Origin of the sequence: Streptococcus sp. 27098_8_103 (genome assembly GCF_041432345.1) — a bacterium.
Lineage (GTDB): Bacteria > Bacillota > Bacilli > Lactobacillales > Streptococcaceae > Streptococcus > Streptococcus mitis_BV.
Genome location: NZ_JAPVZK010000001.1, coordinates 101,984 through 125,844 on the forward strand (window position 1 = coordinate 101,984; position 23,861 = coordinate 125,844).

The 23,861-nt window shown below is 38.5% G+C and carries 9 protein-coding genes and 1 pseudogene; 3 read left to right on the top strand and 7 right to left on the bottom strand.

All coding sequences use genetic code 11. The features are described from left to right. Window positions 1-60: 60 nt before the first annotated feature. The 7 genes and pseudogenes from O3599_RS00390 to O3599_RS00420 all read right to left on the bottom strand — a co-directional run bounded on the left by O3599_RS00390 (window position 61) and on the right by O3599_RS00420 (window position 21,090). Window positions 61-5,586, bottom strand: coding sequence for an SIALI-17 repeat-containing surface protein (locus tag O3599_RS00390; protein WP_247939187.1), 5,526 nt, complete (start codon window positions 5,584-5,586; stop codon window positions 61-63). Between the two features lie 43 nt (window positions 5,587-5,629). Then, on the bottom strand, window positions 5,630-12,118 hold the full coding sequence (gene zmpA, locus O3599_RS00395) for a zinc metalloprotease A (protein ID WP_371511679.1): 6,489 nt from the start codon (window positions 12,116-12,118) through the stop codon (window positions 5,630-5,632). A 160-nt stretch (window positions 12,119-12,278) separates the two neighbouring features. Next, window positions 12,279-13,169, bottom strand: a pseudogene (locus O3599_RS00400) (hypothetical protein); the annotation flags it as partial. An 18-nt stretch (window positions 13,170-13,187) separates the two neighbouring features. Continuing rightward, window positions 13,188-16,838 (bottom strand): helicase-exonuclease AddAB subunit AddA, encoded by a 3,651-nt coding sequence (gene addA / locus O3599_RS00405; protein ID WP_261047748.1) that lies wholly within the window; start codon window positions 16,836-16,838, stop codon window positions 13,188-13,190. Continuing rightward, window positions 16,835-20,110, bottom strand: a complete 3,276-nt coding sequence (rexB, locus tag O3599_RS00410) for an ATP-dependent nuclease subunit B (protein WP_371511682.1) — start codon at window positions 20,108-20,110, stop codon at window positions 16,835-16,837. The genes addA and rexB overlap by 4 nt, the downstream gene beginning before the upstream one ends. Before the next feature lie 106 nt (window positions 20,111-20,216). Beyond that, window positions 20,217-20,636, bottom strand: a complete 420-nt coding sequence (locus tag O3599_RS00415; RefSeq protein WP_020900817.1) for an EVE domain-containing protein — start codon at window positions 20,634-20,636, stop codon at window positions 20,217-20,219. Continuing rightward, window positions 20,629-21,090, bottom strand: coding sequence for a MarR family winged helix-turn-helix transcriptional regulator (locus tag O3599_RS00420; protein ID WP_078238456.1), 462 nt, complete (start codon window positions 21,088-21,090; stop codon window positions 20,629-20,631). The genes O3599_RS00415 and O3599_RS00420 overlap by 8 nt, the downstream gene beginning before the upstream one ends. A gap of 144 nt (window positions 21,091-21,234) precedes the next feature. Here O3599_RS00420 and O3599_RS00425 point away from each other — a divergent pair, with 144 nt between their 5' ends. The 3 genes from O3599_RS00425 to O3599_RS00435 all read left to right on the top strand — a co-directional run bounded on the left by O3599_RS00425 (window position 21,235) and on the right by O3599_RS00435 (window position 23,857). Continuing rightward, window positions 21,235-22,044, top strand: a complete 810-nt coding sequence (locus tag O3599_RS00425; protein ID WP_371511684.1) for a Cof-type HAD-IIB family hydrolase — start codon at window positions 21,235-21,237, stop codon at window positions 22,042-22,044. Window positions 22,045-22,185: 141 nt separating this feature from the next. Then, window positions 22,186-23,094: an ATP-binding cassette domain-containing protein gene (locus O3599_RS00430; protein ID WP_261250867.1), complete on the top strand. Its 909-nt coding sequence runs from the start codon at window positions 22,186-22,188 to the stop codon at window positions 23,092-23,094. 10 nt (window positions 23,095-23,104) lie between these two features. After that, window positions 23,105-23,857, top strand: a complete 753-nt coding sequence (locus O3599_RS00435; protein ID WP_371511687.1) for an ABC transporter permease — start codon at window positions 23,105-23,107, stop codon at window positions 23,855-23,857. The last annotated feature ends 4 nt before the right edge of the window (window positions 23,858-23,861 follow it).

Here is a 23,861-nt window from a genome sequence, read left to right on the forward strand (position 1 = left end):
GCCATCAAATGATGACTTTTCATAGGGAGCAAAAAACTGCCTCCTTTATATTTTAAACATTTAAATGTCTTTTTTAAACAGTTGATTAAAGAAACCGTCTGTGTTTTTAAGAAGTGCTTTGAATACTTTGGATTTCAAATTCTCAGTATTTGAGTAGTTTCCATCTTTCTTGAGGTCTTCTGTGACAGCTTTGTCGAATAAGGCTTTCAATTCGTTATAATTGTGAATGGTTTGTCCATCAATTGTAATCTCTGTGAATCCTTTTTCAGCTCTGGCTTTCACATCATGATACCAATGTTTCTTCCAATCTTCAAGGTTTAAGAATTGGTTGTTTGAAACTTTTTTGATAATGAAATCATCACCCAATCTACCCTGGTTTTGTTTATCCGCTTCACCTTGGTATTTACTAGATACATATCCGATAAATCCATTTTCATAGCCAAAGTAACCCCACATACGGAAAGCATTATGTTTGAAGGATAGAGAACCGGGGGCACCTGGACTCGTATTACCACCGTAAATACCCGCCATCATATTAACATTGACATAGGCTGTACCAAAGTCCTCTGGGTGGAAGACTTTATTGCCTGGATTTCCGTGAATGGTCATGAAATTATTATTTACCAAGTCATCGATGGTTTCCAGCTTGGTTGCTTTCTCAGCGTCTGTCAAGTCACGCACTTTGTCCCATTGGTGAGGAGCACCTAGTTTATTTCTATCCATAGGTCGACGTGTTTCGCGGTCAATTTTCTTGAACCACTTACTATTGTCACCTTTAACCTTAGGAAGCACAGCTTCAGCTTCTGCATAATCAAGCATCATCATAGCTTCATTGTAGTTCTTCATGTAGTGGTCGATTTGATCGCGTGTTTGAAGTTTGTCAGGGTCTGGATTATACCACTGGTTTCCATCATTTGGTCGATGGTAGGCCATGTTAATACCTAATGCACCATACTCACCATTTGTTGTTGACTTATCAGGAGTTTGTAACATACCTTGAGCAAAGGCTTCCAAATCCGTACCTTGACGATGGTTATGTCCTCCAAAGTAAGCTACACGGTCATTAATGTGTGTGGTTTCATGTGTGAAGGCAGAAATACCAAACTGGTCAAGCATATTGGTTACCATGAAGTATACTTGCTCATCTTTCCACGGTTTTTCGTAGATTTTTGCCATCGCTCCCATAGCTCCATTAACTTGATGCCAACGGTCAGTCGGGCCGAATAGTTCACGAATAGGAGATACCACGGCTCCACCTTTTCCATAACCTTGACGATTTGCATCTTTAATTCCTGCATAAGATTGATTATCCCAAACAGGTGTTGGCACCATATATTCGCTCTTCAAAAGTTTGTTACGAACACTTGGAAGAGCTAAACGAGACCAGAAATCTAAGTAAGTTTGTTGCGCTTTAGCGACTTCATCAATACGTTTCTTCAATTCCTTACGTTCTTCTTCAGTGTTCTTACCATATTTCTCAAATGAGCTATAAGCCATCGTGTTATAGGTTGAAATCATAAAGATATGGGCTTTCTTCAAGTTGAGCAATGGTAAAATCATACGACCGTGAACGTCATTGTTTAAACCGTCAAATACACGATGTCGCTTATCTTTAAAGGCTTCCGTGCTTGTTTCAGGTTCTACTACATAAACGTTTTTCGCAGAATGAATAAACCAGTCATTCAAATCTTTATCTTCTGTAAACAAACGCATGTTATAGTCTAAGAAGCTACGTAAATCACCTTTACCAGTTGCACCAGCAATCACTTCTTTGTAGGCATCTTGTGTACGATCACCTTTCAAGAAATGCTCTCTTGACCCAATTTGAATCAAACGGTCGATGACACTTGGTGTTTTACCATAAAAATCAGGTTTGAACATCATCATATCCTTGATACTCAAATCACCATATTTGATATCATAGTAACGATTAAGATAAGTTAGACCCATCATGATTTTAGCTTTGTTATCTTCTACTTTCTTGAGTAGCGATTTCATCGCGGCATCATCACCGTTCAATTGATGGTCTTCATTTTCGATCAAGGATTTGACTAACTTATCTAGATTTTGCTTCACTTCGGCAAAACTTTCTTCTAAGTATAGATTACGAATATATCCATCTTTACGAGCATCTGTATTTTCTCCTGCCTTCTTACGTATATCCATTAACGCGCGTACTTCAGCTGAAATTAGGTCAACACTTGAAAGTCTTTCTTTCACATCTGCAATCAGTTTGTCTCGATTTTTAACAACCATATTTGGTGTATAGACAATGTTTTGACCTGCTACATCATACTCTTTTACTTGAGCTACTTTAGAATCAGCTTTAGCGGTAACTACCATTTCTTCTTTAGTGCCATCCGCATAGTGAACCATAATCTTATCAATATCTGATAAGTCCGTCACAAACTGACCATTCTTCATACCTGTTACAGATAACACCTCTTTAGTCATTAGGTTTGAACTTGTAGCCAATCTGTTACCTTGGTTTACAATCCATTCTTTATTGTAGAAGGGTTGTAGTTTCTCAATGTTGTGGTATGCCTGCTCACGCGTTGCGTCATAATCTTGAGTTGTTTTATACTCATTATCACGAGTTGTTAGGTTGTTAAGTCTATTCACAAGAGGATCTGTGATTTCATACTTATCAGCAGTGATATTGAAGGTTGCGATACGTTTATCAGCTTCAGCTTGATCTACACCCTGAATTTGTTTTGAACGTTCATATGAAACATTGCCTGACGCAACATCTTTCACATATACATTGTTCTTGAAGTAATGGAATCCAAAGTCTGGGTCGCCCGAATCCACTGAACCGGAACCGTACATGATTTCACCATTGTTTACTTTCATCATGCTGATGTTGTTTTCAACCCATCCCCAATTGTAGTTATCGTGAATGAGTCCACCGCTTTGGTTATTTGTTTTGAGAGTCATGGATCCTTTAACAACGGATTTAGTCAAGTGACCTTTTTGTTTTACATCCATAGGGTTTACACCGTGGTCGATTTTCGCAATCAGTCCACCGAATTTGGCGTTGTTTGCCTTAATATTTGCATCTACATAAGAGCTATCAACATTACTTCGCCAACTTTCGCTGACAAGTCCACCAGACCACCAACCTTTGTTACCCACACTTTCGATTTTACCAATGAAAGCAACATTGCGCATGATGGATTCGTCAAGTTTGTTCACCATACCCGTCACATCATTGTTACCAACAACTTGGCCAGTCACTTTGATATTTTCTATTGTTGAATTCTTAAAGTTTTCACCGAGTGGTGCTGTTCGGTCAGCCCAAGGCATGTTTATGTTTACATTACCCAGATTAATGTCATGGATGTGAGCATTTTCAGCTCTTGCAAATAATGGCCGTGCTAGATTATGGATAGTGAAGTGATTACTTCCATCACTCAATAATTTTCCTTTGAACACATTCGTCACATATGATTTGTTCGGGGTTGGTGTGTTAGTTGCATTTAAGTCAGCCCCAAGTTTAAACTCACCATCAGGTTTTTTCTGCATATCTTCAATGAGTTCTTTGAAGTTGTAATATACATTTCCAACCTTTGGTCGTGGTTTTTCCATGTAATAAACGTACTCATTTCGTATCTTACTTGGGTCAGTATGCTGAATAAGGTCAACAGCTCTTGCGGTTACTTTGTAGAGAACTTGGCCAGCCTGATTAATCTCTTCGATTTTATCAACTGCTAAACGAGTCACTTTGTTATCCCGAGAAGTCACTTTGAGATAGTATTTTTCAGTCTCTGTTGGTGTCTCAGTCAGGAAGTCGTTCAATGTTTCTGTTCCATCTTCTTCAACTTTTACAAGATTTGTTGAGGCAATGTTTTTCAACTCAATTTTTTTCAAATCCAAGCGAAGTGGCTTCTCTTCTAATGTTGCAGTCTCTTCTCCCTTACCACGGTCATAGGTCATAGTGGTTTCTATCTTATAGTCCTTGTAGAATTTTAAATCTTCTACCTGCTTATTTAATTGCTCTGAAGTTAAATCTACTGTTTTGACAATTTCATTTCCATCTTTAATTGTCGCAGTAATTTTATTGATCTTGACTCCATCTGCATTAACTAAATGATAAGAAAGATTTGCGGAGCGGTCTAATACATTTGTATCTGTTCGTTCCAAAGTCAAAACGGGAGCTGTTTTTTCTTTAGGCTTTTCTTTTGTACCTTTTACAAGAATTTTAGGCTTCATTTCTTTTAACACAGTTACGGTTTCAACTGGTTCACTGATTTTTTTGCCATGTAACTCTTCATAGCTAGTAACAATTTGACGTTCGCCATCCTCACCAACTTGTTTAACAGAATCATCGCCTATAAATTTGGTAGAATCAGATTCTTCTATAGTCGTTTTAGGAATAGTCTCTGTACGAATGTCAGTGTGTAAAGAAGGCAACTCTTCTCTTTCTGGTGCAACTTCTGAAACTGTAGATATTGGTTCAGTATACTCTGGAATGTCAATAACAGGTGGCTCAATCAAGTTTCCGTTTTCATCTACTCCTGTGGTGCTTACAGGTTCCGTGTATGCTGGTTTTTCATGAACTTCTGGTTCAACAAGATTACCGTCAATTGGAGCTGTATATTCTTGTTTCTCATGAACTTCCGGTTCCCCTTTATCAGTCACAACAGCTTCTGGTAACGCTGGCTGAATTTCTGGTTTCCCTTTATTAGTCACAACAGCTTCTGGTAACGCTGGCTGAACTTCTGGTTTCCCTTTATCAGTCACAACCGCTTCAGGTAATGCTGGTTGAACTTCTGGTTCCCCTTTATCAGTCACAACAGCTTCTGGTAATGTTGGTTGAACTTCTGGTTTGCCTTTATCAGTCACAACCGCTTCTGGTAATGCTGGTTGAACTTCCGGTTTTCCTTTATCAGTCACAACCGCTTCAGGTAATGTTGGTTGAACTTCTGGTTCCCCTTTATCAGTCACAACCGCTTCAGGTAATGCTGGTTGAACTTCTGGTTTCCCTTTTTCGGTTACAACCGCTTCCGGTAATGCTGGTTGAACCTTAGATTCGCCTTTCTCTGTCACAACTTTGGGTTGCTCAACTGGCGAAACAGTTGATGCCGGAGAAACCGACAAAACAGTTCTATCATCAAGCTCCAGGTAACCAACATATCTGTAACCAGAAATTTGCAACACACCATCACGACCAGACTCATGAATGTTAGTATTCAAATTAAGTGCTGAAGCAGTTGATAGTGTAACTAAACCTGTCGCCCCTACAATCAAAAATGTAGCTATTTTTTTATTTCTCTTATCTTTTGTAATAACTACAACAATACTAGCGATGGTCAATAAACCAAATACAGTCATAATAGATTGAGAACTTCCTGTGTTTGGTAATGCGTCTTTTTCATAAATCAAGGCATATGACTCTTTTGATTCATCAGGAGTACCTGATTTCAGGTGAGCACGTTCATTTTGCGTCAAATTAGCATAATCCAAGTAGTGATATGTGGATGCCCTCACAACTGAGGGTGCAAATAAAAGACTCCCAAGAAATACTGAACCAACAATACCTTTTATTTTCCGAATGGAAAATTTATCTTTTTTTAATAATGACAATTCTAATCCTCTACATTTGCTTTTTATTTCCTAATAGTAAATACTATTTTTTATTATCAAAAATTGAACTTCTAAAATCATCGGTTTGGTCAAGATAAGCTTTAAAAATCGCTCTCTTCAACTTATGAACCGCACTGTCAGTCTCTGGATTATAGTTATCCCAATGAGTTCCTTCTGCATCCTGACGGACAGCAATATCCATTAAACTCTGTAAATCCTCTATCCTACTAGTAGTTTTTCTTGCAAAGGAAGTCCATGGCTGTGTTGTATCATTAAAGGTAACTTTGTTCAATTTATTGAACTTAGTTTGACGCTCTGTATACATAGCTTTTTTAAAATCACTCCAAGTGTGGTATTGTCCATTAAATAATTTCTGAAGTACCAATTTATCTGTCACTAACCCTTTTGTTTTACCATATGAGCTAATCGTTTTATTATTTTCCCTAGCATCGGGTTCAAATTGATTTGAAATATATGGTACCATACCATCTTTAAAGCCTTTAGCAGCTAATAGTTCATATGCCATACGACGTCCCATTAGATCACCTGGCGTTCCGTCATCATTACTTAATGCTGCATAAATCGGCGCAAATAGTTTTATAGTAAAATAGCCATTTCTTTCGTATGTTTTTGACGCATATTCCCTAGACGAAATAATATTATTATCAATCAAATCATTGAATGAACGTAGTTTTTTAGCTTCTTCTACTGTTAGATCTCTGACAACATTTGTTGCATATACGTTATTTCCATCTGGATCCTTGACGAATACATTCTCAATTTTTCTCAGTGCAGTCATTTTCTCTGAATTAGATAAATGTTGAATGATTGATTGTCCTTCAAGATATTCCAACATATAGACAACATCAAACATATTGTGGACATATTGCTTCAAATCATCTGCACTATTAAATCTCGTAGTTGGATCGAGTATTTGTAATCGTTCTCCTTCTTTGCTATCCGATTTTAAATGTTTCAAGATCGAGTTGATGGTGATGGTTGCGTCATTTGGATGGTCTGGTGCTTGCAATAAGCCTTTTGCGAAGAACTCTGGTCCCAAGCCACTTCTTCGACCATAGCCACCAAGATAAATTTCTCTATCTGAGTTATGCGTCATTTCATGCGTATATGTTACCGCACCAGATTTATCAAGCATACGATAAGCCATATAGTAGAATGCGTCCCCTGTTGCATATGCACCATTAGCATTGTGAACTACATTATTACCTGCTGGACCAAAGAAATGTTTTATTGCTGGATGATTAGTTTCAAAGTTAGCTTCTTGTAACTTATTATCTTCATCATTTCCAAATCTAAATGCATCATATACTGGGATACTTCTAAATAATTTTTCTTTATTTTCATTATCTAGAATTTTATACCAATAATCATAATGGTCTCTAAATCGTTTAGCCGCTGCTTGTGCATTCTCTTCAACAAATTTATTTAATTTTTCTCCCTTAGGATATTCTTTACTTCTATATCTATCATATGCACCAAATCCAATAGTAGAGATATTCGCTATCATAAACACAGATTTTTCAGGTAGTGTTAATAACGGCAACACCATACTTTGATATTTCCATGATGGGCTAGTTAATCTATCATATACACCAATAGAATATGGACTACCTGCTATTGATTGTTTATCACTTACCTCTTTAATCGTAGATTTTTCTTCTACTATATAAGCTTTTGTTTGTTTTTTAAACCACTCGTTGTTAGAAGTTTTTGGTAAAAATACTTTTCTATATCCTTCTAATGCTTTAAATAAACTTTCAGTTCCATAATTTTTCGCTAATAATACATTATAAGTAATTACATTATTTTTCGCTAATAAATTGTTAAAGCCAGACTTACCTAGTTCAATAACATTATCTAAGGCTGAACTATTTGATTTACCGAAGAAATCCAAGTGATACATAACTAAATCTTTAGCACTTGCATTATCATATTTAAAATTATACCAACGTTCTAGATAAGTTAAACCTAGAAGTAACGCTTCTTTATTATTCTTAATTTTTTCTATTACATAATTATCAATTATTGAATTACTATTTTCAGCTATTGCCGCGTCAGCAGAAAGAAGTTTTGATAAACTATCTTCAATGTTTGCTTTTGTTTTGTCGAATTGTTCATCTAGATATAACTCTGTTAAACTAATACCTTTAGAAATATCTAATACTTTTCTAATTGCATCTGATTTATATTCTACTTTATTTAATTCTGGTAATACTTCATCTAAAATATTTTTATAATTTCGAAGTAATGTATTTGGTGTGTAAATTAATTTTGTACCATTCAAACTATACTCTGCTACATTTGAAAAATCACTTTGATATTGTATATTTATCGTTTCTGATGTATTGTCCGTGTAATATAGTAATAGTTTATTTATACTTGATTTACTTCCGTTAACATCACTAATTATTTCTTTATCTTTCATAGGAACTACTGATAATAATTCTTTTTTGTAAAGATTACTACTAGTCTCTACTAAATTCCCGTACTTAACTATTGTTTCTCTATTATAGAATGGTAATAATTTTTCAATATTTTTATAAACTTGTTCTTTTGATGAATCGGCATTTTCAAGATTTCTATAGTCAGTTACATATCTAGAAGAGAAATTGAAGTCTTCTACTTTAGTACTTTGTTTAGAAACTAACTCAACTTTTTTAGCATTCACTTTGTCAGATTCTAATATCGTACCTCTTTGTACATCTGAATCTTTAGTTACAAGTTCATCGTCCACTTGAACTACATTTACTACTTTATTATTTTTATTACTATATGTCTTAAATGCTTTAATACCATTAAAATCATAACCAACTATAGCGTTCCCATTAGTAACATTAACATCACTTAGCACATCAGATAGTCGACCTGAATTTTCAACTTCTCCTGAATTATCCCAAAGATTACCAACGACTCCACCAACTTTACCAAAATGTTTCACATTATTAACATTACCTTCAACATAGCTATTACTGATTGTCGCTCTATCATCAACAACTCCCGCTATACCACCAACAATTTGGTCTCCTTGATTAGCATTTGTCGCCATATCAATAGACGAAACTGATCTATCAATTGAAGCTCTAGCTCCTGAAAGTTTACCAACTAAACCACCTATTTGATAAGTAGCCTTTGTGTCATAAGTATTAGTTATTCTACCAGTATAACTACTATTCAAGATTTTAGAATCTGTAACTTGTGAAACTAAACCACCAATGCCACGTTCACCAGCAATTACACCAGATGAGTGAACATTAGTAATGTTAGTACCATTTTTCGCTTCTTTCGCTATTGTAGCAGCATCTTCTTTAGAAGAAACATTTGCTTCTTTTATTGAAAGATCTCGAATATTAGCATGATTTAAAACGTTAAATAACGGTTTTTTCAGGTTATATACAGCATAGTTCTTATCCTTGTTTGAACCTATTAATGTACCACTAAATTCGTGATTAATATAACTTTCTTGACCTTCCAAAAGTTCTACTTCACGAGCATCCATAGTCGCCCCTAGACGAAATGTACCATGTGGGTTACTATTCATATCATCTACAAGATTTTTAAATGATGTATAAACACCATTTTCACTACTTACCGTCTTAGGTAGGTAGTATGTATAATTATCTAATACTCTATCATTTTCATGTTGTATCAAATTATTTACGCGAGCCACTATTTTATAGACTTCTCTATTATCTTTATTATCATTAGTAATACTTTCAACTGGAAGCATTACATCCTTAAAATTCTCTGACTTAACTTTCATAAAGTAATTTGAAGAGATGTTTGGCACACTTGAAAGTGAAGTTACATGACGATACTTATCTCCTTCTTTCGAATATAGTTCAACAGAAGAAATATTTCTAAGTTCTAATTTTTTAACAATTTCTTTCTCTTCTTTAGTGTCATCTTTTTTCTCATCTTTATGACGTTCAAGAGCATCATATTTAGGTGTAATTTCTTTACCGTTTATAATACTTCTAATCCAAGCTAATTGTGTTGGAGATAAAATTAATCCTCCTGAACGATTCTCAGCTCCATTTTGGTGTATACCAATGACCTCTCCTTTAGAGTTAAAGATTCCTCCACCGCTCATACCAGCTTTTCCACCTTGGTATTGGACCCCATAAGTATTATTAGCGTATTTTTGTTCCATCTCAACGGTAGTGTCTTTTAAGTGAGTATACTTCCCAGCTGGATATCCATGAACATTTAGTTTGTCATGAACATTTACTTTCGAATAATTTTCTACTAGATTTACATGTTTTCTTTCTAAAGATTGTGGTAATTTAATCACTGCTAGATCATAGATAAATCCTTTTGGATAATCTTTTTGATTATAAAAATGAATATCCTTAGCAGTAAATGTTCCTTTTTGTCCATCAGGAGTCACCCATTCATATGTATTTTTGGTTTCATCCCCTATGAACTTACCTGTAGTATTATCAGAAGAATTATTAATGAAATTATGAGCTACTGTTAAAAGTACATTTGGTGCAATAAAAGTGGCTGAACCTACTGCTGGCTGAGTATTTGAATTAGTAACAAAATTCATATTAATTAATGCACTAGATTTTTTCTGAATACTCATTTCTTCTGATGTATTAGTATTTTCATTATTTGGTTTAGTCTCTTCTGTACTTGGTTGTTTAATACTTCCAGAAAACTCACTAGGCGGTTCTACTTTTTCTGGTTCTACTAACGCTCCAGCTTGTACTCCTGTATATTCTTTCGGTGCTTCTACTTTTTCTGGCTCGACTATCGCTCCGGCTTGCACACCTGTGTACTCTTTTGGCGGTTCTACTTTTTCTGGTTCGACTATCGCCCCAGCTTGTACTCCTGTATATTCTGGCAGTACTTCTACTTTCTCTGGTTCGACTATTGCTCTGGCCTGTGGACCTGTGTATTCAGGTAGTGGTTCTACTTGTTCCGGTTCAACGACTGCTCCGGCTTGCACGCCTGTATATTCTGGAAGTGGGGCTACTTGTTCCGGTTCAACTACAGCGCCAGCCTGTACGCCTGTATATTCCTTCGGTGGCTCTACTTTCTCTGGTTCCACTATTGCTCCAGAAGTAACTCCACCGTATTGAGGTTCAACTTTTTCAGGTTCAACAATAGCTCCGGCTTGTACACCTGTATATTCTGGTTTTTCATGAACTTCTGGTTCGCCTTTGTCTGTCACTACTGCTGCTGACAATTCAGGCTGAACTTCAGGTTCTCCTTTATCACTTACTACAGCCTCTGGTAACTCAGGTTGGACTGCGGGTTTAACAATAGCTCCAGCTTGTAGATCCTTATGTTCTGTGACAGTCTCAGGTTGTTCCTTTATAACTTGAGTTTTTTTAGTACCTTTTTCGACTATTCTTGTAACAGGTGCAGTCGTTGAAGTTGAAACAATTTCTCGCGAAACTTCTTCCTTGTTTACAGAGAATATTCTGATGACTTCAACTTTCTTACCTAATTTACCTTCTTGTTTTACTCTTACAGTTCCTTCAGCTAAATCAGAATTCTCCTGAACTTTTTCTTGAAAATCTATTTTTGTTTCTATAGTTTCGTCACGATATAAGAGTTCAGGTTTATGCAACTGACCTGATAGAACTTCATCCTGTGGACTTAGTGTATTTACGCCAGTCTTTTCTTTTGGAGAAATCTTCTCCTCTTTCTTCGCTTCTGGATTCTTATGTTCTGCCAACTGTGCTTGAGAATCTGAAGATTGTTTCTCTTCTTTTCTTAGATTCGTTAATTCTGTAGAAAGAGGTTTTTCAACTACTTGAACTTCTGTCGGCTTAGTTGAAGAAACAGGTGTTTGTTCCTGAATAGTTTGTACTGTTGAAGGATTCTCTACAAAATTCGGTGTAACATTATAATCCACCTTTTGTTGTTTTGTAGGAGTGGCTGCTGATTTTTCTTGATTATTTACTTTAGACTCAGAAGTTATGTTTTCCTCTTTGATATATCCGATATATGTATAACCTGAAATCTCTTTAGGAAGAGGTAATTTTTCTCCAGAGGTCAATTCATAGTCCGTATTGTAATTCAGCAAAAGATTATTTTCTAAAGCATGAGCTGAAACTAAGACACCATTTCCTATTCCTGCAACCAATACTAAATGTAATACCGTTTTATTCTTGACCTTTTTCTTAGAAACGGCAAAAATTAAAATTCCCAGAGCAGCTAAGCTAGCACCCGCAACTAGGGTTTGCATATCATTCTTACTTCCAGTATTTGGTAAGTCTCCCAGTTGATTTTGGGAATTTAATTTATAAACAAGATAATAAGTCTCATCATCATTCTCCACGTATGTCGGAATATCATAAACGAGCTGATTCTTTTCTTCTGATGATAGCTCTGAATCTGTCACATATTTATAGTGAACTCCTTTAGTCTCTTGAGCCTCTACAAATGAACTACCTAATACAGACATAAAAAATAAACTTGAAATCGTTGCAGATACAAGTCCTACTGATAATTTTCTAAATGAAAAACGCTCTTGTTTTTCACCATAATACTTTTCCATTATTCCTCCTTGAAATAAAATTTATATATGTTACAAAGACCTTTATTATATTAGTCTATTATATATAAAAAAGGCAATACACCTTGATTATACTCTTAATTGTCTAAAAAGTCTTAAAATTGCGTTACGTTTTCATACTTTGTTTTATATATAAAATACGAAGGAGCAGGGTTTGCTTCTGCTTTCTTTCAATTGGATCCTGAGCTTCAATTCGTTGGTCTTTTTCCAGCTCTTTTTGGTATTGTTTGGCCTTGATAGCCCGTTCTGTTCTATTTTTCCCAAAAAGAATTTTCTCCCACTTGCGTTCTTCTTGAGTCAGTGTCTCTGTAAAGCCAAAGTAATCTTGATAGGCACGCTCTGCTGGGCCCATAGCTAGAACCAGATTGTCTGCATATTGCTTGGCGATTTTATCCCTCTTCTTGCGCTCTTTCTCTGCTTGGATACGGAGTTCTTGTTCGTAGTCAATTTTCTCCTTACCTAGCTTAACAAGGTAGAGTTGGTCATCTGGTTTTCCAAGTAAAAAGGGTTTGATATACTTTTCAAGGACTTCTTCCATACGAGCCTTCTTCTTGGGCTCTGCCTTGGTCCAACTTCCTCCTTGAAAGACTTCTAGGAAAAGCCGATAGTCTTTCTCAGGTGAGAACTGATTTCCACGATTGGGTTTAAAAACACCTTTTTCCCAGAGCCACTTTAGAAGACGCTCGTCAAAGTCACTTTTGTTAACTTTGATTTTTTCCTTTTTCTGGGCTTTTCTGGTCAGATTTTCAACCTTTCTGAGCAGTTTTTCTTCCTCTTCCAGTTGCTGGTCAAGGGACAATCGATGAAAATGACGAACACAGTCGCTACCAATCGGAAAGAGGCGTTGGCCTGTGATACCATTAAAGAGTTCGTAGGCGTATTTGATGGCATTTCCACAGACACAATTGCTACGGCCGATACCATTAAAAATCAAGGAAACTTCATTCCATTCCTTGGTAGCTTGTTCCCAAGTATCGGCTTTTGAAGCCTGTAAAACCGCATCGTGCAGGGATTTTCTAACTGGAAGTGTCATGAGGTCTCCTTTCTAAATTTATACTTTTACAACTTGAACCTCGTCTTTACCGAGTAAAATCAAATATTTCTCAATATTTTCAATCGAATAGGCTCGTGATAAGGCTTCTCCGTATAGGGCTAATTGACCACGATAGCGGTCTATGAGTTGACTTGGCTCATCATAGCGGTCTGTTTTGTAATCGAATAGAACGACTTTGTCTTCGTAAAGCAGATAGCCATCAAGGATACCACGGACAACGAAATCTTCCTGACTCTTTGGGTCTCGTTTGAGCATGGAGAAAGGTTGCTCGCGATAGAGATGGTTGGTATTAGCAAGAATTTCCTGACCGAGCGCTGTGTCAAAGAAAGATAGAATTTTAGCAAGATTAATCTTGTCCCTAACAGCTGGGCTGGCTTGAACTTGTTTGAGAGTTTCTGTTAGGCTAGCAAGGGTTGGTCGCTGACTGAGGTCAATTCTCTGCATGAGTTCGTGGGTAGCACTACCAATTTCAGCTCCAGTTACCTTTTCTTTGCTTGAAAAATCTGGCAAAGAAAAGCTGATCTTCTTGTCTACTGACTGGCCTTGACCTGCAATCTCGACACCTTCCATATCCATAACTGGTTCGTAGAATTTCTTGATTTGACTTGGGGTTTGAACACTAGGAAGTTCAATGGCTGCACGGCGAAGAGTATTATAAACTTCCACTTCTTTCAGCATTTCAAGAGCTTCTTTAATGGTTTCTGACTGACGATTGTCTGCTTGGGAGCTATCTTGGAGAGGACTCTTGGTTTCCAACTGACCGATAGCTTCTCTAGTCAGCTGCTCTTCACCAACAAAACGATAGCTAAAGCTGAGATTATCCTTGGCAAATACTTTACTGATAGCCCAAATCCAATCTTGGAAATTCTTGGCTTGCAGTCTAGTGTTGCTATTTAGTTTTCCATTTTTAGCTGCTGGGTATTCCTTGGCTTCCAGCTTTTCGCGAGAACCCTTGCCGACAAGATAGAGCTTTTTCTCAGCCCGTGTCATGGCAACATAAAGGAGACGCATCTGCTCTGAATAGCTTGCCAGCTGTAATTCCTCTTCATTCTGCCTATAGGTCAGGCTAGGAATGGAGAGTTTGATGGTTTTCGGATAGTGAGCTTCTACTGCTCCTGTTTCCATTTTGGCAATATACTTAACACCTAGTCCATTTTTTCGGCTGAGAATGACTTCTGACATGCTGTCTTGCTTGTTAAAATCCTGATCCATATTGAGGATAAAGACGTAAGGGAACTCCAACCCTTTACTCTTGTGAATAGTCATGAGCTCTACCGCGTCTTTTGGCGGTGCGACAGCCACGCTCGCAAGATCGTGCTGGGCTTCTAAAACTTGGTCAATCATACGGATAAAACGAGACAAGCCCTTGAAATTGCTCTTTTCAAATTGATCAGCCCGCAGAGCTAGGGCATAGAGATTGGCCTGTCTAGCAGGGCTATTTGGTAAAGCTCCAACATAATCGTAGTAAAAACGATCGTTGTAAATCTTCCAAATCAAGTCATAGAGGGAGTGGGTTTTGGCATACAAGCGCCAAGAATCCAAGATATCCATGAATTGATTTAGTTTTTCAGCTAGAGCTGTGTGAATCAAGTTTTTCTGGCTTGTTGCTTGTTTTTGAGTATTGACCAGTTTCTCATAAAGATTCTCTTGAACTTTATCTTCTGCTTTCTGAAGGGACAAACGTGCTAACTCGTCCTCATCAAATCCAAACATTGGAGACTTCATAAGAGCAACCAAGGCATAGTCTTGCAGGGGATTGTGAATGACACGAAGTGTATCCAGCATGACTTGTACTTCTAGAGATTGGAGATAATTGTTTTGCTCGCCGTCGGTTTTGACAGGTATCCCGTACTCAGACAAGGCGAGGAGAATCTGATCATTACGACTGCGGCTGGAAGTCAAAAGGGCAATTTCTTTAAAGGCAACACCTTTTTCCTGATGGAGTTTAAGGATTTCCCTGATAACTAGGCGCATTTCACCTGTTAATTTAGTATCTGCTTGGCTCTCTTCTTCCTCACCAGAGTCGTCCTTGTCGTAGAGGAGAAATTCTGCCTTGTTGTCTGGATTAGGAGTCAGTTTGGTATTGGCAAAAACAAGCTGGTGCATGTTATCATAGTTGATTTCGCCGACCTCTTGGTCCATAAGGCGTGCAAAAACATCATTAGTTGCTGACAGCACTTCTGAACTGCTACGGAAATTTTCCTTGAGCAAAATCAGCTTGCCCTCTTTAGGATTTTGCGCATAGCGTTGGAACTTTTCATTGAAAATCTGGGGATCTGCCTGACGGAAACGGTAGATAGACTGCTTGATATCCCCCACCATAAAGCGATTGTGACCATTAGACAGCAATTCCAACATCCGTTCTTGAATGTGGTTGGTATCCTGATACTCATCGACCATGACTTCGTGGAAGCGCTCCTGATAAGCCTCACGAACTTGCGGGAAATTCTCTAAAATCTCAATAGTGTAATGGCTGATATCAGCGAATTCAAAGGCATTTTCCTGACGTTTACGCTGACGATAAGCCTCCACAAAATGACTCATGAAAGTTTGGAAGGTCTTAGCTAGTTCCCAGGTGTCTTGATGATAACGTTCTTGATAGTCGAGAATGGTTACCTGGTCTGACAGTTGTCCTAGTTTAGCAAACTGGACCTTTCTTTCTTCGTTGTAGGCATCCGCCAGGGGCTTCAAATCAGCCTTACGACTGGCATTCGTCAGAGCCCGACCGTTTTTTTCTTTCGAAATGGCGACAACACGCGCAAGCACTGCCTGATAAGCCTGACTATCGGATTCCTGATTTAGGGAGCCAATTTCATCTAAAATCAACTGAACATTCTCTAGATAAGCGGCCTTTGGAAACTCCTTGGCATCATTATCCAGATGATAACGGAAGAAACTTTCCAAATCCCAAAGGGCTTGCTGGATTTGCTCAGTCAGTTTTTCTTTTTCACTGGTAAAATCAGCCTTTTCAAAGCCTTTGAGGAAAGATTCACTCAGCCACTTTTGAGGATTGCTGGTGGATTGGAGAAAGTCATAGATTTTATAGACCTGCTGGCGCAGACCACGTTCATCCTTGCCACGCCCAGCAAAATTTTTCAGCAAATGACTAAAGGTCTCTTGCTGTTTACCTTGGTAATGCGCTTCAAAGACCTCATGGAATACTTCGTTTTTTAGAAGGAGTTGCTCGCTCTGGTTTTGTAAAATACGGAAATTAGGCGCAATATCAATCAGATAGCCATGTTTACCAAGGAATTTTTGTGTGAAGGAATCCATGGTTCCGATGGCAGCATTGGGTAGGTCTGCCAACTGACGTCCTAAGTGTTGTTTGAGCTCGACATCATCACTTTCTTGGATTTGTTGGCTGATTTTCTTTTCCAAACGTTCCTTAAGCTCTGTGGCAGCCTTGACAGTAAAGGTTGAGATAAAGAGTTGAGAAATTTCGACACCACGCACCAATTGGTCCAGAATACGCTCCGCCATGACAAAGGTCTTCCCAGAACCAGCAGATGCTGAAACCAAAATATTCTGACCAGAAGTGTAGATGGCTTCAATTTGCTCGGCAGTTTTCTTCTGTTCCTTGCTCGAATTTGCTTCTGCTTCTTGCAGTTTTTGAATTTCCTCCTCAGTTAAAAAGGGAATGGGCTTCATCGATTCAACTCCTCTCTTATTTTTTCAAACCAAGCTTGCTTGAGCTTTTCTCCGACCAGACGCTTGCTGTCAGCCAAGTCTAACTTCTCTAGGAAACGGGCTTGACCCAAATGGTAATTGGCTTCAAATCCTGTGATGGCTTGGTGTTGCTGGACGTATGGAGCAATACTTCTGCCATTTTCGGTATAAGGATTGATGGCGAACTGGCCTGCTAAAATCTTCTCAGCTGCTTTCTTGTAAAGATGGGCATTGTAGTCCAGTAGGAGCTGGAATTCCTCATCTGTCAACTGGTTGGCCTTGCTTTTGTTATAAAATTCGCCCAAATGCCTGCTTTCTTTTTCTAAAAAGAGGCCTTGGTATTTCATAGATTTGCTGGCTTCTACTACTGCTCCTGCCAGACTTTTAACAGCCATGAGGGATTGGACTGGTTCAGCCATTTCCAAGTACATGGCACCAAAAAAGTTCTGCTCTCCTTCTATTTTTAGGGCAGCTAGATAGGTTGGTAGTTGGGAATTGAGCCCATTAAAGAAATGAGGAAACTGGAACTGAGTTAGACTCGACTTGTAATCTACTACTCCTATCGCTCCATCAGCTTTCAAACGGTCAATGCGGTCAACCTTGCCTCGCACATGGACACTGCGACCATTATCCAATTGAATAAAGGCCTGCTCTTTTCTACCAAAATTCGCCTCTTCTTTGATTGTTTCGATGGCTGGATTGTGACGGAGAATGTGGCCAGTCGTCCGCGCCACATCAAGTAGAACTTCCTTGGTAAACTGGGCTTCCAAACTTTCCTGATAAATTGCTTCAAATTCGCGTTCTTGACTGGTTTCTTGGATAGCTTGCTCCAGACGTTGGTCAAAGGAATCTTCGTCAGGCAACTGCAAGGCACGTTCAAAAATGCGGTGCAAGAAATTCCCGTGACTACGGGCATCAGGACGTAGGCGTAATTCCTCCTGCAATCCTAGAACATAACGGAGGAAATAACTGTATTGGTTACGGTAAAACTCCGTCAAACCAGAGGTTGACAGGTAAAACTCCTGATCAGTAGGATAGAGTGCTTGTAAGGTGTCTTTAGCCAACTGCTTACTGCTTGGACTGGTTGGGAGGGCTGGATTTTCCAAACCTTGCTGGTCTAGTTTTTTACCCATCACACGCGCCAGAACCTTAATAAATGTCAAATCTTGCTCAGTCTCACTCATCTCGCCCTGCTGGTGATAGGCAATCAGACTGGACAAAAGACTGTGATATGAGCCCATATCTTCCTTAGACAGCCTCTTGTGATTCATTCTCTTCTCTTTCCGCCTAAATCCAAAATGGACCAGCTCTTGAAGATAGGCAGATTCCTTACTTTCACTTTCATTAAAAAGGCTTGGAGCCGACAAGACCAATTGCTTACGAGTAGAATTAACCAAGGAAAGCATAGTGTAGCGATTTTTCTTGAGGTTTTCACTGCTGGCAATCAGTAATTGAACGCCTTCTTCGGTCGCTTGGTTTAAGTTTTGTCTTTCTTCATCAGTCAAAAGACTAGTGTTTTGCGCAATTTTTGGCAAATGATCCTGAGTCAGCCCAATGGCATAGACAAAGTCAGCAGTAAGTGGTGCAATCAAATCATAACTCTGCACCAGAACGGTGTCCACTGTCGCAGGAATGGTACGGTACTGAGATAGGCTCATTCCAGAATGGAGCAAGGCTAGGAAGTCCTCTAGACTAACCTGTGAACCAGCAAAAACAGTCGCAAATTGTTCTAAAACGTGACAGAAAGCCTTCCAAACTTCGGCTTGTCTTTCCTGTTCTAGGACTTCCATAGTGGCTGTCAAATCTTGCAGTTGCTTCGTTACTGCACCTTCTTTTAGAAAGACCTTCCACTTTTGCAAGAGATTTTCAGCCTTTTGTTTTCGACTGGCAAATAGGGTTTCAAGAGGGGATAAAATACGCAAACGAAGAGTATTTAAACGCCCTAAATCAAATTTTCCATGGTGGGATTTGGTGAAGGTTTGCTGAAAGGCTGTCAAGCCATTGATACCAAGATAGCGTATATATTGCTCAAAAGCATCAATATCAGCCTGACTAAGGTCGGTATACAGACCTGTTCTGAGGAGGTTTATCAAATCTTCCTGGCGGAAACGATAGCGTTTCAAAGCCAATATAGACTCGACAAACTGTGTCAAGGGATGATGCGCCATAGCTTCGCTTCTACCAAGATAAAAAGGAATCTGATACTGGTCAAAAATGGTTTTCAGCGATAGCTGGTAAGAAGCAACATCACCCAAGAGAATACGAAAATGCTTGTAGCTCAGGTCTGGATTGGCATGCAATTTCTGACGAATACTACGCGCTACCAACTCCAACTCTTCCTTTTGTGTCAAACAAGACCAGATTTGCAGGTTTTCACGGTCCTTCTCATCGACATCCAAAGCGAGTTCTGAAAAGTCATAAGAAGACTCCAGCAAACGAGAGGCCTTGTCAAAACTATCCATCTTCTCATGAGATTGAGAAAGGTCTTGTGCAGGTGTTTGGTATTTAGAGGCTAGATGATGGAGAAACTCCACACTGGCTTGGTAGAGATTGCCTTCAGCGAATGGACTGGTATAAGCTTTCTTACTAGCATAGGCCCCAATGACAATTTCAACACCCTTGCCATGAAGTAAGTCCACAATTCGCTCTTCCTCGGCAGAAAAACGGGTGAAGCCGTCAATAATCAAGGCAATTTGAGTAAAATCACTACTTACCTTGTCATTCTCAATAGCCTCAATCAAGTGCGACAACTGACTTCCCTGAGCTAACTGGCCTTGATTGAGATAGGCGGTTACTTTCTCAAAAATCAAGAGTAAATCTGCTCGCTTGTCTTCATCTGTCAAACTTTCCAAGTCCAAAAAACTCATCTGAGCAGTCGTCATCTCGTGATAAAGCTCAATCAACTGCTGGATAAACTGAGGATCTTGCTTAATCGCACCATAAACACGTAATTCCTTGGGATCAAGTTCAGCAAGGCACTTATAAAAAGCCATCCCAAGACCGATGTCATCAAGACTGGTCTTAGCAGGCAAGTCATTCAAGACCAGATAACGAGCCATTTGAGCAAAGCGCGTGACGGTAATCGCAAAAGAAGCCTGCTGGGACAAGCATTCCAGCACGGCGCGTTCCTTTTCAAAAGAAAGAGAGTTGGGGGCAATGTAGAAGACCCGCTTGCCAGCAGCAACTAGCTCTCCTGCCTCTCTGGTTAGGATTTCTGTCAAAGAAGTCCGAATATCAGTATAAAGTAATTTCATCTCAGCCTCGTTTGGTTTATCAAAGTTTCTTACTCTATTATAGCAAAGTTCGCTTCACAGACCAAATCCAAAATTCTAGTTGACAATCATTTAATTAGCAAATCAATCATGTTTCATCATCCACTTTCATATGCTGAAAGATATAGAGGAAAAAGTCTTTGGAAACTTCAAAATGTCCATAACGAAGTCGAGAAGTATAGTCTTTCCATTCAGGATGTTGTCTGGCTATTTCTATGGAGCAATCTTTGACAGGTTGATAATACTCAACATTTCGTCTAAAGGGAAAGAATCCTTCAAACTGCTCTACTTGATAGGCTTTGACATCAATAATTTTACCTACAGCCACAAAAGCCTGTAACTTGTCTTGACCGTTCATATCGTATTTTGGACTATAGTATAAAAGGTAGTCACCTTTTTTCATACGATTTAAGGGGCCACCTTTTCCATGACAGACCTGGCAAAAATTCCCTTCAACTCCTCTTAAAACATGGTTCTTCGAAACAACTCCGACCCAATATCTAGGCATTTTTATCCTCCAACTCTACTAACATGCGATTAAAACCTTCTCTATCGTTAGAAAGTTTTTCAAAAAATTCTTCATCAATCCCCTCTACTAAGGGTAAAGCATGATTGACCTTCTCTGCGCCAGACTTCGTCACTGAGACCAGTTTTGCCCGACTATCCTTTGGATGTTGATCACGTTTAATGTAGTCTTTCTTCTCTAATAGTCTAACAATCTGGGAAACCGTCATAACATCCATACCGGTGAACCGAGCAATATCAACTTGCGTTACATATTCCTCTTTATTGCTCAGGAACAAGAGCGAGGTTAAAACGATAAATTGGGGCAAAGTGAGGCCAAGCGATTTCAAAACTCTTTTTAAGTTGCTTTCCCACTTGTTGTAGACTTTGATGAAAAGAAGGCCTGTAGATTCTGTTTCATCATTTTTGTAAATTGAATTAAAGTGATACTTTGACATTTTTTCTCCTTAAATAGTAAGTGTACATATTATATAAGAATTTATTTTGTTTTTCAAGAAAAGGAAAGTCGAATGTTACAATTCTGTCAGACATTTTATAGTCTATATGCTATAATAATACCAAAAGATAAAGAAGGAAGTCTTATGATTAAACTACTAGCCTTGGATATGGACGGAACCCTCCTCAATGAAGCCAAGGAAATTCCACAAGCTCACATTACTGCTATTCACCAAGCTATCGAAAAAGGTGTCAAACTAGTTCTCTGTACAGGTCGCCCACTTTTCGGTGTCCTCCCCTACTATCAAAAACTGGGGCTTGACCTCCAGAACGAATATGTTATTGTTAACAACGGTTGTTCAACTCACCAGACCAGTGACTGGAGTCTAGTTGATTGGCAAGAACTTAGTCCAGCTGACATCGAATACCTCTATGACCTAGCTGAAAAGAGTGATGTTCAGTTGACTCTTTTTGATGAGGAACATTATTTTGTCCTCGGTGGCAAGCCCAATGAAATCGTTCAAAATGATGCCAAGCTAGTCTTTTCAGACCTGACTGAAATTTCTCTTGAGGAAGCCACCAGTGGCAAGTATCGCATGTTCCAAGGAATGTTTTTAGGAACTGAGAGTCAAACAGACGATTTTGAGCAACGTTTTGCTACAGAACTCTGTCAACGATTCAGTGGAGTTCGTTCACAGCCTGTTATTTATGAAGCCATGCCACTTGGAACGACAAAGGCTACTGCTCTTTCTCGACTAGCTGAAATTTTGAAGATTGAGCCGTCAGAAATTATGGCCATGGGCGATGCTAATAACGATATCGAAATGCTCCAGTTTGCAGGACTTGGGATTGCAATGGGAAATGCCAGCGATTATGTCAAATCCCTAGCTGATGATGTTACAGTAAGCAATGAAGAAGACGGCGTTGCGCGTGCGATTGAGAAGTATATTTTATAATTAAGAAGCCCAGTTCGTGTCAACTGGGTTTTGATATTTAAGAATTCCTAAAACTTTAGAAACTCTTTAGAAATCCTTGAGCTTTCTTTGATTTCTATGCTTTATACTAAAGTTATCAAAATAAATCAAAAGGAGAGAATCATGAAAACAGTACTTGATATTCATGGATTGTCTAAAAACTTTACCAAACAAGCTATTCTTCAGGATCTTCATCTAACGATAAGAGAGGGAGATATTTATGGACTTATAGGAAAGAATGGAGCTGGGAAGACTACCTTAATAAAAATCATTACGCAACTACTCTTTGTGGATAAAGGAACTGTTTCCCTCTTCTCCAGCAAAACGGAAAATGAGTGGAGCAAGTCTCTATCTCGAGTAGGTTCAGTGATCGAATCACCTGTAGCTCATAATCACTTAACAGCCTATCAAAATCTGAAATATTACTGTATGATTCGTCATATTCCAAATGCTGATCAAGTCATTCGAGAAACACTGGACTATGTAGGTTTGTCCGATACAGGTAAAAAAGTCTTTCGTGATTTCTCTCTTGGAATGAAGCAAAGACTTGGCATCGCTATTGCCCTTCTTTCCAAACCAGACTTCCTGATTTTAGATGAACCTATCAATGGACTTGACCCAATTGGTATCAAAGAATTTCGTCTGATGATTCAACGGCTCAATCAAGAAAAAGGAATCACCATTCTCATCTCAAGCCATATCTTGTCAGAACTCTACCTCGTTGCTAATCGCTTTGGTATTTTAGATCAAGGCAAGATTATCCGTGAAATCAGCAAAGCTGAATTTGAAACACTAAGTGAGGATTATATTGTGCTTAAAACAGCTGACCAAGAGAAAGCTTGCCAAGTATTGAAAGAACAAATCCAGCTCCAGTTCAAGGTTGTCAATCCTGAAAACGAAATCCACATCTTTGGTCAGGAACAAGATGTCAAACAGATTCTTAAGGAATTAACCTTGGCAGATGTCGCTATTGACGAGATTTACTACGCTCGTCAAAATCTAGAAGAATACTTCACTCAATTGGTCGAATAGGAGAAACATCATGATACATACCATTCAAGCAGACTTTTACCGTCTTTTCCGTTCCAAAGGTTTTTGGATTACAGAGTTCATTCTCTTTTCTCTCATGCTAATGGGCGCAAGTATTGGAGCTACTGGCCATCTGATGGCAATCCAGACAGAAGAGCCAGAAATTCCAACCCATGGTTGGGACGGTGTACAAGCCCTGATTAACGCATCTAGTCAAGGTTCAAACCTCGTTTTTCTCTGTATTATTCTAACTTGCCTCGTTCTCGGAGTTGATTTAATCGGAAAGCTCTATAAAAATAGTTTGACAGTAGGGATTTCTCGTACAGAGTTTTTCCTTGCCAAAGCCTTTGTACTGGCTTGTATTGCACTTTTGCAAGTTGTCATCAGTCTTGTGATTGCCTTTATTCCAGCAACTATCTTAAATGGATTGGGAACGATGCCTGATGGCTTTATTGGCAATCTACTGATAACCATTTTCCTTCAATTCCTTTGCCTCCTTGCTTGGCTTTCCATTGTTTCCTTTATTCTCTATGTTAGTCATTCTTATCTTGCAGTATTTATTGGCTATTTGGTCAGCTCTATCTTACTTTCTATGCCAATGCTCATTTTTCCAAATATCAAAATTTTGCCATATTTATCGTTGCAGTTTTTCTATGCTATGACTGCTAATAGTGAATCCATTTTCTATACACTTATAGTTACCTTAGCTGTTATTGTAATCTTTAATATAAGTGGACTGGCAGTTTTCAAAAAGAAAAGTCTATAAAAAA